9 protein-coding genes and 1 pseudogene are annotated in these 12,760 nt (G+C 68.3%); 4 read left to right on the forward strand and 6 right to left on the reverse strand.

From position 1 onward, the window contains the following. The first annotated feature begins 51 nt into the window (after window positions 1-51). Window positions 52-1,020: a zinc-binding dehydrogenase gene (locus tag ACIQNU_RS27650; protein WP_401371604.1), complete on the forward strand. Its 969-nt coding sequence runs from the start codon at window positions 52-54 to the stop codon at window positions 1,018-1,020. 26 nt (window positions 1,021-1,046) lie between these two features. Here ACIQNU_RS27650 and ACIQNU_RS27655 read toward each other — a convergent pair whose 3' ends face one another. Beyond that, window positions 1,047-5,582 carry a DUF6531 domain-containing protein gene (locus ACIQNU_RS27655; RefSeq protein ID WP_401371605.1) on the reverse strand — a complete coding sequence of 1,512 codons (4,536 nt, stop codon included), beginning with the start codon at window positions 5,580-5,582 and terminating at the stop codon, window positions 1,047-1,049. An 83-nt stretch (window positions 5,583-5,665) separates the two neighbouring features. Here ACIQNU_RS27655 and ACIQNU_RS27660 point away from each other — a divergent pair, with 83 nt between their 5' ends. Beyond that, window positions 5,666-6,856, forward strand: coding sequence for a DUF6183 family protein (locus ACIQNU_RS27660; protein ID WP_401371607.1), 1,191 nt, complete (start codon window positions 5,666-5,668; stop codon window positions 6,854-6,856). A 50-nt stretch (window positions 6,857-6,906) separates the two neighbouring features. Here the strand turns inward: ACIQNU_RS27660 and ACIQNU_RS27665 are convergent, their stop codons facing one another. Together ACIQNU_RS27665 and ACIQNU_RS27670 are read right to left on the reverse strand one after the other, a co-directional pair. After that, window positions 6,907-7,467: a hypothetical protein gene (locus ACIQNU_RS27665; RefSeq protein WP_401371630.1), complete on the reverse strand. Its 561-nt coding sequence runs from the start codon at window positions 7,465-7,467 to the stop codon at window positions 6,907-6,909. A gap of 193 nt (window positions 7,468-7,660) precedes the next feature. Next, a complete protein-coding gene (locus ACIQNU_RS27670; RefSeq protein ID WP_401371609.1) occupies window positions 7,661-8,701 on the reverse strand; it encodes a helix-turn-helix domain-containing protein in 1,041 nt (346 codons plus the stop codon). Window positions 8,702-8,965: 264 nt separating this feature from the next. Here ACIQNU_RS27670 and ACIQNU_RS27675 point away from each other — a divergent pair, with 264 nt between their 5' ends. After that, window positions 8,966-9,352 carry a hypothetical protein gene (locus ACIQNU_RS27675; RefSeq protein WP_401371610.1) on the forward strand — a complete coding sequence of 129 codons (387 nt, stop codon included), beginning with the start codon at window positions 8,966-8,968 and terminating at the stop codon, window positions 9,350-9,352. A 15-nt stretch (window positions 9,353-9,367) separates the two neighbouring features. Here ACIQNU_RS27675 and ACIQNU_RS27680 read toward each other — a convergent pair whose 3' ends face one another. Next, entirely contained in the window at window positions 9,368-9,838 is a 471-nt protein-coding gene (locus ACIQNU_RS27680) for a hypothetical protein (protein WP_401371612.1), read from the reverse strand. 239 nt (window positions 9,839-10,077) lie between these two features. Between ACIQNU_RS27680 and ACIQNU_RS27685 the strand changes: the two genes are divergently transcribed. Continuing rightward, window positions 10,078-10,647 carry a hypothetical protein gene (locus ACIQNU_RS27685; protein WP_401371614.1) on the forward strand — a complete coding sequence of 190 codons (570 nt, stop codon included), beginning with the start codon at window positions 10,078-10,080 and terminating at the stop codon, window positions 10,645-10,647. 320 nt (window positions 10,648-10,967) lie between these two features. Here ACIQNU_RS27685 and ACIQNU_RS27690 read toward each other — a convergent pair. Next, window positions 10,968-11,159: pseudogene (locus ACIQNU_RS27690) on the reverse strand (CorA family divalent cation transporter); the annotation flags it as partial. Window positions 11,160-12,059: 900 nt separating this feature from the next. After that, the gene (locus ACIQNU_RS27695) at window positions 12,060-12,464 is read right to left on the reverse strand and encodes a helix-turn-helix domain-containing protein (protein ID WP_401371615.1); all 405 of its coding nucleotides are present in this window, start codon (window positions 12,462-12,464) and stop codon (window positions 12,060-12,062) included. Window positions 12,465-12,760: the final 296 nt, after the last annotated feature.

Raw genomic sequence — 12,760 nt, forward strand, 5'->3', positions numbered from 1 at the left:
ACCCAGCACCCAGCACCCATCCGATCGGTCGCAGAACAGTAGGAGCCGGCAGTGAAGGCAGTCGCGATCAAGGCGTTCGGACGCCCCGAAGGTCTGGCGGTCATCGACCTCCCCGCCCCGGTCCCCGCCGAGGGACAGGTGCTGATCGCCGTCGAGGCGATCGGTGTCGGTGGCGTCGACGCCGTGATCCGGAGCGGCGCGCTCGCTGCCTACGGATTCAAGGAAGGGCACATCCCCGGCGGCGAGGTGGCGGGCACGGTGACCGCGGTCGGTGACGGCGTCGACACCTCATGGGTCGGCCGGCGCGTGTGGGCGTTCACCGGCGACGGCGGCTACGCCGAGCAGGTCGTCGCCCTCACCGAGGAGGTCATCCCCCTCCCCGCCCACCTGTCCGCCGCCGACGCCGTGACGCTCGGCAGCTCCGGAGCGGTGGCCCACTTCGCACTGGCCCACGCCCACTTCACCCCCGGCGAATCGGTACTCGTGCGGGGCGCGGCAGGCAGCATCGGCATCATGACGGTCCAGCTCGCGGCCCGTGCCGGCGCCGGCGCGGTGGCGGTCACCACCTCGTCGGCCGAGCGCGGCGCCCGCCTGCGCGCCCTGGGAGCAACCCACGTACTCGACCGCTCCGGCGCAGGACCCGACGGCGACGAAGCCGCCCCCACGGGCTACGACGTCATCATCGACATCGTCGCCGGCCCCGACCTGCCGTCCTTCTTCTCCAGGCTCGACCCGAACGGTCGCATGGTGGTCGTCGGCGCGGTCGCGGGCCAACCGCCCGCGGACTTCGGTACGGAGATGATGGCGGCGTTCCAGAAGTCGATGTCGTTCGCCACCTTCAGCGCCGCCACCGTCGCCGCGCCCGATCTCCGTACCGTGCGAACGGAGCACTTCGCCGCTGCCGCCCGCGGCGACCTGCACACAGTGGTGCACGAACTGCTGCCGCTGGAGCAAGCCGTCCTCGCCCACCGGAAGATGGACGCCGGCGAGGTGTTCGGCAGGATCGTCCTGACCCCGTAGCTGCCGCCCCGCCCTCGGCGCCGTTCTCAGATCGGATACGCCGTATGGATATGGCCGTCGCGGATGACGACTTCCACGGTGCTGGTTTCCCTGCCGCTGCCGTTGATGCCGACCGGTTCGCCGTGGTCGAAGCGGTGCAGATGGGTGTCCTGCCCGGCCCTGGCACGGGGGTTGGGTATGGCCGGGGTCCCGTCGACGCCCTCCCGGAGCCGCCGGCCGAGGACGAAGTCGTCGCCGTCCCACAAGAAGTCGTCGTAGAACTCACCGGGCAGTGAGGGCTCAGGGCCGGTGGGGTCGGCGTTCTCCCGTACCCGGTCCTGCGCCCCCGGTCCGTGCTGGCCCTCGATATGGGCCTCGCGCTCCGCCGTGATGCCGTGCCTGCTGCTCTCGCAGTTCACCAGCCCCCAGGGGTCGGTCCAGCGCAGCGGGTCGGGGACGTAGGCGTGGTGGTTCGGTGCCGGGGCGAGGCCCAGCGGGTCCGGGCTGATGTAGCGGGCGTTGTCGGGGTCGTAGTAGCGGCGGAAGTTGTAATGGAGGCCGGTCTCGGGGTCGTGGTACTGGCCCGGGAAGCGGAGGGGGCAGTCGACCGGGCCCGCGGAGCCGCCGCCCAGAGGTGTGCCCCACAGCGTGGTACGGGCCCGCCAGGCGATCCGGCCCTCGTCGTCGACCAGTTCGGTGGGGGTACCGACCAGGTCGGTGACGATGGCGTAGAAGCGGCGGTCGACCTCGTCCTGGTCGAGCTGGAGCAGGGCGCGGTTGGTGCCGGGCGCCCATTCCCAGCTCCGGGTGGGACCGTCGGCGGAGCTGGCCTGTTCGACCAGGTGGGAGCTGTCCCAGGTGAAGACGGTCTCCTCGACCGGTCGGCCGTCGTCGGACAGCAGGCGCTTGGCGACCCGTCGGCCGAGCCCGTCGTAGACATACGCCCAGCGGCGTCCGTCGGGCGTCGTGACCTGCGTGAGCCGGTCCTCGGCGTCCCACGCGTAGGTCCATTCCCGTACGCCCCCCGACAGCAGCTTGCGCGTCTGCCGGACGAGGCGCCCCTGCGCGTCGTGCGCGTAGGTGATGTGGCCGGCCCTGCGGATGAGTGTGCCGTCGTGGACCCGCTGCCCCTGCACACCCTCCGGTGCGTCCGCCCCGCTGACATTGCCGGCCGCGTCGTAGGCGTACCGCTCGGACCACCCGGAGGCGGAGACCGTCTCCACCCGGCCGAGACGGTCACGGGTGAAGCGGCGGACGCCGTAGGTCTGGTCCTCGACGGCGGCGAGCCCGCCGTCCTGCCCGTACGTGTACGAGCGCCGCAGCAGCGCCTCACCCGACGCGTCCGTGCCGGAACCGGTCTGTCCGAGAACCGTCTGGCCGGTCAGACGGTGGCCGGCGTCCCACTCCTGGGACAGCACCGCAGTCTCCCCGAACCGCCGTTCGGTCTCGTGCCCCGACGCCCCATAGGCGAAGGACAAGGCGTTACCGGCGAGCCGGACCCGGGTGGGGCGGTTGTTCGCGTCCCATTCCCAGCGGCTGACGGCGCCCGACGGAGTGCGGCGCTCCACCCGCCGGCCGAGGAGGTCGTACGTCGAGTGCAGCGCACGGCCGTCGCACTCCTCGGTGACGACCCGGCCCACCGCGTCGCGGGTGAGGGCGAGAGCCGTGTCGGGCGTGACCGCCGCGACCAGGTGGCCGGCGGAATCGTAGGCGAAGGTCGTGGCCGCTTCGCCGGAGCGCCGCTCCACGACCCGTCCGCACGCGTCGCGCACATAGGTGGTGATCTCGCCCGCGCCGTTGGTACGCCGGATCAGACGGCCCGCCGCGTCGTAGGCGTACGAGACGGCACGACCGTTGAAGTCGACCTCGCCGACGAGACGGCCCCCGGGGTCGTACGTGTACGACCACACCGCGCCCGACGCGCTCTCCACGGAGGTCAGCCGCAGCTCGGTGTCGTACGCGAACCGCGTCGTGGAGCCGTCCGCCTCCGTACGGGCGCGGAGCAGGTCGAAGTGGGTGAAGGCGTGGGTGGTGCTCCGGCCGTCGGGGCCGGTGTAGCGGACGACGTTGCCCTCACCGTCGTAGGACCAGCTTTCGCCGCTGCCGTCGGCCAGGACGCGCTCAGCGGGCAGGCCCTCCACCGTCCACGCGGTGCGGGTCGTCGCGCCGGCGGCGTCGACGCTCTCGACGATGCGGCCGAAGGCGTCGCGGGTGAGGTGGGTCGTACCGCCCAGCGGCGCGGTGACGGAGTCCGGCAGACCCAGCGCGCCGGGCCGGACCCGGTGCGTGGCTCCCAGCGCGTTGGTCACGGCGAGCAGTTCACCCGAGGCGCCATGGGCGTACGTGGTCACGGCGCCGTCGGCGTCGACCACGGCTGTCGGGTGGCCCTGCTCGTCGTACGCGTAGCCACGCCTGCCGCCGGTCGGCAAAGTGATCCACAGGGGGCGGTCGAAGGTGTCGTACTCGCAGGTGGTGACCGTGCCGTCGGGCCGGACCACACGGGTGAGGTTGCCGCGCTCGTCGTAGGCGAAACGGGACGTCTGGTCCAGCGGATTCGTCCGTGAGAGCAGCCGGTTGTACGTGTCCCACTCGGCGCGGGTCGTGTGACCGAGCGGGTCGGTCTGGGCGACGACCTGTCGGCGGTCGTTGTACCGGTAGACCGTGGTGTGGCCCAGCGAGTCGGTGTAGCGCGTCTCTCCGGCTTCCGGGTCGTAGGCGACGGAGCAGGACAGGAACCCGTCGGCGCCGTCGCCCCGAACGCACCGGTCCTGGTCGTCGTAGGCGAAGCGGTACCAGGCACCGTTGCGGTCGGTCCAGGAGGTGATGCGTCCCTGGATGTCGTACGTGAACGTGAGCGGGAGGCCGCTGGAGTTGCGGATCTCCGTGAGGTGTCCGTCGGCGCTGTATCCGTAGCGCAGCAGCGTCGTGCCGTCGGGCCCGTCCTCCTCGTCGCGCAGCCGCAGCCCGACGACGCGGTCGCCTTCGGTGTCGATGTGCAGGTGACGCCCCGCGGAGTCGCGGACGGCGGTGGGAGTGCCGGTTTCGTCCCGGTCGAAGTCGATGCGCCTGCCGAACCGGTCGGTCACCGCGGCCAGGGGGAGGGCGAACGCGTCGTGTGCGGCGACAGATCCGGCGGCAGGTCCGGCGACAGGTTCCGCGAGCGGGGCGAAGTGGCGGGTGCGGCCCGTGGCCGGGTCGGTGATGCGGAGGGGCGCGCCGGGCGCGCCGTCCCAGTCCAGCGGCCAGCGCGGGCCTTCCGACGGCATGACCGACGTACCGGGCTCAGGTACCGGATACACGAGGATCATGCCGTCGTCGGCGGCGAAGACGGCGCCTTCCCCGTCGAGTTCGAGACGCTCGTCGAGCGTCGAGGCCCAGGACGGACCGAACGACCGGCCCCAGTGGTACGTCGAGAGATGTGTACGCCGCAGCACGAGCGGAAGGAGCCCCGGAAGCTCGACGTCGGTGGCCTCCATGAGCATTTCGCCGGAGACCATGTCGATCGGATCGCCGTTCTTGCACCGCCCCTTGGCCGGCTTGCTCTTGCCGAGGACGTCGTCGGCTCCCTTACGCAGACCTTTCCCGAGGCCCTTGGCCATGGCCTTGAGACCGCCCTTGCCCAGGGCCTTCATGCCCGTGGCGAGTTTGCCGAGCGTCGTGATGCCCTTACCGCCCGGGATGCAGTCCAGCGCGGCGAACGCCACGTCCCACAACGTCGCCTGTCCCTTGGCGTATTTGCTCAAGGTGTCCGCGAGGACGACGAGGGCCGCGATCAGGACGATTGCTCCCAGGATCGGGCCGCCGATGATCAGCGCGATGATGCCGACCACCGCGACGACGACTTTGCAGACGGCGACGATGGTGTCCCAGTTGTCGGTGAACCAGTCCCCGACCTCTTCCCACCACTTCCGGTTCTGGATACCGGCGTCGGATGCGTCGCCGATCTTGTCCTTCGCCTCTCGCGCCGCGTCCTCGCGCATCTTCCGGGCGTCGGCGGCCATCTTCTTCGCCGCGTCGAGCGCGTTCGAGGCGGAGGACACGTCGGACTGTGCGCTGGTCCGGGCGTTCTTCGCGCTCTGTGCGTCCCGGGTGGCCGCTTTCACCTTGTCCGGGTCCGGCTTGGGTACGTCCTTGCCGCCGGTCGGGTCGTCCTTGTACTTGTCGGCTTCCTTGCCCGCCCGGTCGACCCAGGATTCGGCGGAGGTGAGACGGGACTGGGCGGAGGAGAGGTCGGCCTGTGCCTCGCGGCCCTTGACGAGTGCCTTGTCGGCGAGGGCCTGGGCGCGTTCCAGTTTCGGCCAGTACGCGGCGAGCGCGTCGCCCGCCATCTCGTACGACTTCTTCAGCTTCCGCAGATTCTTCGGCACACCCGAGAACTCGTCCTGGAACGCCTTGGCGGACTTGCCCGCCCACGTCAGGACTGCGTCCTCCTCCGCCATCCCCTTCACCAGCCGCAACGCCTCACCGACGTCATCAGCGAAGTCGTGCAGGCCCTTCGCCAGCGTTCGCACCCGGTCCGGATCACCCGGCGTCGGATCCTTGTCCAGGTCCAGGACATGCCAATCCGTTGGCCGAAAAGCCATGCTGTTCCCCCCGTTGCATCGCCGCACCCCACGCACGTATGCCTCAGCAAACCTACTGGGTCCCCGGCTCGTAGACTCGGCGGGTGAGCCACAACCACCTGACACCTGGCGACGACGCTTCCGATCACTCCCTCTGGGAGCGGTGCGAACCGGCGGAGTTGAAGCAACTGGCCGAGCAGCGGCCGGAGGTGTTGTACGGAGCGGTGGAGCAGTTGTGCCGCCGTGTGTCCGGCGGCGGGCCCGATGGAGCTGCCGCGGCGCGGACCGTGGGGCGGATCGCCGTGACCCTTGCCGAGACGCGCTCGCGCGAGTGCGCTGCACTCGCCGCGGACATCGTGGGTCGGCTGCGGCCGGTCGGTTATCAGTTGTTGCCCGTCGGTGACCGGCTGCTGCGTTCGGTGGCCGCGCGGCTGGCCAAGGCTCAGCAACTGCGCGACCTTGAGCCGCTGTTCGGCGAACTGCCGGACGGAATTGAGAGCCCGGCGGTCGAGCTACGGGCCTGTCTCCTCGGGGAACTCGCGCTGATCGGCTCGGGGCTCGGCCGACGCCCCCTGGACGCGTACGCCGAAAGACTGCGGGAGTTGGGTCATCCGCTGGCCCAACTGCCCAGGGAGCGAGTGGACTTGGAGCACCGGTTCACGGTCCGTGTCCGGGGCCTGGGTCCGATCAAGACCTCGCAGCAGCTCCGGTCACGCTTCCCGGAGATTCCCCCGACCGACAGCGGTACGGACGCGGGCCGCGGCGCCGGTGAGACGGGGGATGACACGCGGGCGACGGCGGCCGGCCGGCCGTTCACGGCCAGTGGATGGGCCCGTGAACCCGAGGCACGGTTCTTCACGCTGCCGAGCCCACTCGGCCCGGACGACTTCGGCATCTCCTTCCTCAAGGAACTGCCCCTGGACTGCCTGACCGGCGAAGGCGGACGCCGCGGCAGCGCGCTCGCCTGCGCGACGACACCCGACGATGTGCTGAACGAACTCTTCTCGGCCGCGTACAACGGCGGGGTGAGCGGCCAGGGGCAGGGCGGCGCGTACGCACGGCTGTACGCCTGGGGCAGCCTGTACGCGCTGATGGGGCTGCCCGCCGGCCTGCCGCTCCTGGAGGCGGTGCGGCGCTCCGCCGACTACCGGTGGCTGCGGTTCATGGCGTTCACGGACTGGTTCCACCGCGACACGGCGGACGTGGCGTTCGCCGTACTCGACCCCGGCCGGACCCGGGTGGCGGTGCTGGCCGCGACGGATACCGATATCGATGCTGATATGGCGAGGTCGTAGCCGGGCAGCCGGGTAGCCGGAGAGTCGGGTAGCCGCGCAGCGGGTCGGCCTCAGTCCGCGCAGCTCATCGTGGAACCGTCGGCAGCGGAGGTGACGGACACCCGGTAGCCGGATCCGGAGCTGAACTCGGGCCCGGGTTCGCGCTCTTCCTCATCGAGGATCTTGTCGGTCAGGAAGAAGACGTCCAGCATCGCCGTACCGGCCTCCTTGCCGAGGGTGAAGCACAGATCCGTGGAGGGCTCCGCTGTCGACGACTTCCCGGAGGCCGGAAACGCCTTCCAGCCGTCGCGCTCCGCCGCAGCCCGGTAGTACCGGGTCACTTCGGCCTTGTCACCGGGGAACACATACGTCCGCTCGGCGTACACCGACGCGTCGCCGCTGTCCGCCCAGCAGCCGGATTCGAGATCCTTGAAGCCCTGCGGTACGACGGTTCCTTCGGGCCGGGAGTCGAGGATGCCGTACGACTCCAGCTCCTTGACCCGGCTCCCGGTGTTCTCGCAGCCCCGGTCGAGCCCGGCGTCCAGAACGGAGCATCCGGTGAGAACTCCGGCTGCTGACGCGACCGCCAGGAGCAGTGCGGCACCACGGCCGATTCCCGCATGAGACGCCAAGCCGACTCCCGTAGTTGGGATGGCGGAGTGGACAGTGTCGGAGCCAGTCGCGGCGCTTGAAGCCGACGTACGGGCTGACGCGGACCACCGCCATCAGGACGATCGCGAAAGGGTAACCGAAGGTCCACGTGGCGGGCTTCTCCACGTCGTCCACTGTCGCGGCCGACGGGCCGACCGGGGGCCTTCGTGCAGATCAGGACGGAGTTCCCGTGCCGTGCCCGGAGCGGGGTTGCTTCTGGGACCGGCGGTACTCGCCGGGTGTCATTCCGTAGACGCTGCGGAAGGCGCGGCTGAATTCGGGGGCCGGCAGGGACCATCGTGCGGCGATGGTGTGGATGTGCTCGCGCTCTCTGCGGGGGTCGGCGAGTTCCGTTCGGGCGCGCTCCAGCCGGGACCGGCGGATCAGGGCGGCGACGGTGACTTCTTCGGTGCGGAACAGCCGGTGCAGGTGTCCCGTGGAGATGTGGTGCGCGGCGGCGACGGTGGCCGGGGTCAGGTCGGGATCGTCGAGGTGCCGCTGGATGAACGCCTTGATCCGGCGCACCGTCATGTACTGCTGTGTGTGCGGTGGCAGCGCGTCCTCGCGCTCCGCCGCGTGGGCGAGTGTCGCGGCCAGCAGATCGGCGGCCACCAGCGCCAGCCGGGGTCCGTCGGTGACGTGGTACTCCCGGACGTTGCGCACCGTGTGCCGGAGGAACTGCGCCAGCAGCGCCCCGGGCCCTTCGCCGTCCGGGATCGGCAGTCCGATGGCACGGTCCGCGAGTCGACGGGGCAGGGGGAGAGACCGTTTAGGTACGGCGAGCCCGATGCTCACCATGGGGTTCTGTTCGCGGCCGGCCTGGATCTCCACGGGCCGTGAGCTGTCGGTGGTGTGGTAGATCCCGGGCTTTGACAGCAGGCTCCCGCCGCGCCAGGCGGTTTCCGCCTGCCCCCGCACGACGAGGGAGAGGTGGTAGTCCTCGGGGTCGGACCGTCGGATCAGGTGGCTGGTGCGCCGGAGGGTCACCGGCGGGAAGGACGAACGCCATATCGCCACATCGCCCAGCGTGATGGTGTGCTGGCGGATCAGGTAGTCGTCGGCGTGCGGTGTCGACACATACATGGCGGCGTGGTCACCGGGGCACCGGTCCAACCAGTGCGCGAGCCGGTCCGACGGGGCGACCCCGAGATTGCTGAACACCACGGAAGGCAGCGGCTGACGTTGCGGAGCCTGCGGTGAACGCCCGGTCGGCATGAGGGTCCCCTCCTCAGAAATGGATGCTCATATCACGGACATGCCGCCCTGCCCGAAGGTTGCGTCACTGAGCCACAAGACTCTGGTGACTGGGTGCTGACGACAGAGGCAGGCCCTGCCGGTGAGGATGATTGGGGTACAGGACCAAGGATCACGGCTGGATGGACACCATGAGGTACTGAAATGCGCCGACGCCACCGTGCAAAGCCTCAAGCACCCTCGGCACCAAGCATCTCGGATGCTCTTTCCATTTCGATACCCGAAATGGCCACCCTTGTGGAAATATTCGAGCATGCCCATGCTCAAATAGCAAAGTTGAGCGATGCGGACAGGGAAACCCTTGCTAATGCCAGCGGGGTGATCCTGATACCGTCGCTTTACGCCCGAGCCGGACTGGCCGCGATCCAAAGACGCGACGGCATCCCGCTGCTCGTCAGCGAGGTCGGCCTGCTTGAGGCCGCGGTGACAAATCTGGAGTCGTACGAGGGGCATGAAGCCATATTGTGCGCCGGGTATGAATTGCTGGAAATTTTCACGAATCGCGCGAATCGCAAGAAGAAGAATGCTAACCCTCTGCGATACGTGCACGGCATCCTGGTCTTCGAGGACGAGGCGGGAGGCTTGGCTGCCGGGTCAACGCCGATCAAATGAGACGGCCGTCGCTCACTATTGTGGCGTCGTATTGCGGGCGCGGAGTTCGGTCACATAGCCGGCGCCAATGACGAGCAGCGCAGTGGTCAGCGCCAGGGCCAGGGCCGCCCAGTTGATCCACACAAGGTCTGGCCAGCTGGGGTAGCTGGTGCCGTTCTCGCGGATACAGTCGAAACGCAGCGGCAAGTAGGACGACTCATGGTGGGAGAGACCCTCACGCACGGCCGGCTCGAAGCCATCCCGGCAAGCTGGCGCCGGTGTCGAGTCCGCTCCATTTCCGAATTCGTGCTCGGACCAGGAGACATGGGCAAACCCTAATGAATAGAAGAAAACAGCCATGCTGGCGGTCAATGATGTGACACGGCGCGCCAGGTGCTTCTGCCAAGGCTGGGGCCGACCCGGAAGCGCCATGGCAACGACACCCACCGTGGCAATCACCCCGCCGACGGCCGACAGGAGAAACAAGGGCAAAGCCAGGAGCAGCATGCGCACCCTATCTTGGTTGAGGAAGCATCAAAACGCGATTACATCAACACCAGGAACCCCGCGCTGTAAGAGAAATCGCATCGCCTGTCACAGCTTTGTCGCAGATGTCGGCTCGCCTGCCCAAAAGCCGCATATCAATCTCCCCGTCAGCTCCAGACCTCAACGTGACGGTTCTCAGACACCCTCTGAACGAGCGAACAGTACAGCCGCACCACAACCTGCCTTGCGAGGAGCACCGCATGGACCACCATGACGTTCAGGCCGCCGTGGCGGGGATGCTGGAGGTACTGGGGCCTCGCACGGGCGAGGACTGGACGGTTCCGGCCGGCCCGCTGGAGTGGAGCTGCCAGCAGACGGCCGCGCACATCGGCCACGACCTGCTGGCCTATGCGGGCCAGCTCGCCGCGAGCCCGGCCGATGCCTACCTCCCCTTCGACCTGCGCGTGCGACCCACCGCCTCGCCTGCAGACGTGCTGCGGGTGGCCACTGCCTGCGGCGGGCTACTCGGCAGTGCGCTGGCCACCGCCGACCGGTCCCTGCGGGCCTGGCACTGGGGCCCGTGCGACCCAACAGGGTTCGCTGCGATGGGCGTCGCCGAGATCCTGCTGCACACCAACGACATCACCCGCGGACTGGGCGAGGACTGGCTGCCGTCGGCACCGCTGTGCGCGGCCGTGCTCGACCGGCTGTTCCCCGACGCCCCGCCCGGCGAGCCCGTCCGAGTGCTGCTGTGGTGCACCGGACGCGGGGACCTGGACGGTCTGCCCCGCCGGACGTCGTGGGTGTGGAAGGCGGCACGGCTCGACTGAGCGCACTCAACTCGGTGAACCCATGCGGTCAGAGCACTGGAAGGGACCCGCTGAGTCCGCCTGCACCACACCTGTTGCAGACGCTGCATTCCATATCCGAGCCACTGAGGTTTTGGGCCTTCGATTATGCGCGGCCTTCGCCGAAGAGAGTCACACCGCGTCCGGCGGCGGAGCCTGTTTTTCACTCTGTCCAAGAGGGGCAAGACTCGCGTAGTCGATATGCCTCCGGCGGTGGATGCTCCCCAGCGGGTTCGGGGACCTACGCGACAGCTGCGGCCAGGTCCTCTGCCCCACGACAGATCGGGACTCGCGGCGGTTGCTCAGAGCCAGTCGCGGCGCTTGAAGATGAAGTACAGGCTGACGCAGACCACCGCCATCAGGACGATCGCGAAAGGGTAGCCGAAGGTCCACGCGAGTTCCGGCATACGGTCGAAGTTCATGCCGTAGATCGTGCCGACCAGGGTGGGGGCGAAGAGGATGGCCGCCCAGGGGGAGATTTTTTTGAAATCCTCTGCCTCACCCCGCTGACCGGGGAGTTCGCGCTCTGGAGGTGCTCTGAACTGGCCTGATGCTTCTTTCTCGATCTTTCAGGTTCGAGTGGTCTTGTGCGGCCGATTCTCCCCAGACGCTCCCCACGGGCCTCGATTCTCCCCAGATTCTCCCCAGGGGCGGGCCTGGTAGCGGGTTGCTGACGTGATCACGGGGTTGGATCGCCTGCTCACCTTGCGTGCCGGACAGGGCCGACGTCGGCGGTGTCACTTCGAGTTGGTGCTGTGGGAGGGAGCCTTCGGGTGTTGACTCGATGTGTTCTCTATGACGCATCATGTGGAGTGCGTTGCCATCCTTGAACCGGTCACAAAGGGCGCCTGACCTGCAGTTTCGTGCGTGCGCATTATGTGCGGCGTGGGCGTTACGGGCGATATCTTGACGCTGAAATGACGCTCATTTGACGCTCGTTCTGATGGGTCATCAGGCGCGTTATCCCGCTGGTCAGGCGACCTCCTGGCTGTGCAGGTATGGCAAGACGCCGAGAATTTCGTGGTGCAGAGCGGTTCCATTCAGTCACCTGCGCAGAGTGGCAGTAGGTTCTTCGTCTGCTGGTGGTACCCCCCTAATCGCTTCTGACCTGCGGTTAAGGGCGAAATCGGATGGTGCGACGTCGAGTTGGTCCGCGTCTGGTCCGGAATCTTGGCGTGCTGTCCGGGGTGCTGACGAGGGTCACCTCGGGTACCACATGGCACAGGTCGTAACTACCGTCCAGGGGCGTCCAACTGGTCCAAGCGAGGCGCGTTATGCCAGGTCAGGGCCTCATTATCCGGGGGAGTCCGCACAGTTGGTGAGAGCTGCGTGAGAGCGCGTGAGACGACGAAGCCCCGCAGGTTTGCTCCTGCGGGGCTTCTGTGAGCAGCGGTCTACGATCGCGTGCAGGGGCTGGCGTGGGGTCCGTTGTACTCCGGCTCTCCGCTTTCAAGCACGCGGAGCAAGGATGCGGTGACGACACGAGTCGTATGGCCGACGCGTAGCACGCGGCACGGGAACTCCCCGCGGCGCACCAGGTCGTAGCCCTTCGCCCGCGAGAAACCCAACGCCCTGGAGGCGTCCGCCACGCTCCCCGTTCCGTCCCAGGTGGCGCGGATACGCGCAGGGCTGCACTTGGAGCCCTGCAGCTCGTGGCTCTGGCTGTGCATTGCGGATTCTTCAGTCCCTTTCAAGGTGGTCGCGCCCCATCGCGCGCTGAGGTCAATGCCGTTGTGCAGGCCGCCCAGGTCGAAATCACTTCCGGCTTTACCCAGGACGTGACAAGGCTCGGTCACCACGGCATGAGCGAACCAACGGTCCAACTGCTCGCGCCGAAAGATCCGGAGTGCGGCCGGGGCCGTTCCTCATGAGCTGCGCGGCAGCGTTGCGCGCTGACGATGCGCGGTGAGTTGGATTCGTGATCGTCTTGGCGATGCCTTTCGACGTGCGGGCAAGTAGCGGCGGTGGACCATCAATGATGCGCGGGATCGCCGGTTTGGCTAAGGGTTGTCCCGTAACTGCTGGTCACAGTGAGATGATCTTGTGGTGGCTGGTGTGATCACGGCGTCGGAGCCGTCCTGGATAGCCCCGTTCA

It is taken from the genome of Streptomyces sp. NPDC091292, assembly GCF_044757265.1.
Lineage (GTDB): Bacteria > Actinomycetota > Actinomycetes > Streptomycetales > Streptomycetaceae > Streptomyces.

Bases quoted from the DNA above. Each gene is read 5' to 3' on its own strand.
- ACIQNU_RS27655 (WP_401371605.1), bottom strand. From the start codon at position 5,582: ATGGCTTTTCGGCCAACGGATTGGCATGTCCTGGACCTGGACAAGGAT.
- ACIQNU_RS27670 (WP_401371609.1), bottom strand. From the start codon at position 8,701: ATGCCGACCGGGCGTTCACCGCAGGCTCCGCAACGTCAGCCGCTGCCT.
- ACIQNU_RS27675 (WP_401371610.1), top strand. From the start codon at position 8,966: ATGGCCACCCTTGTGGAAATATTCGAGCATGCCCATGCTCAAATAGCA.
- ACIQNU_RS27680 (WP_401371612.1), bottom strand. From the start codon at position 9,838: ATGCTGCTCCTGGCTTTGCCCTTGTTTCTCCTGTCGGCCGTCGGCGGG.
- ACIQNU_RS27685 (WP_401371614.1), top strand. From the start codon at position 10,078: ATGGACCACCATGACGTTCAGGCCGCCGTGGCGGGGATGCTGGAGGTA.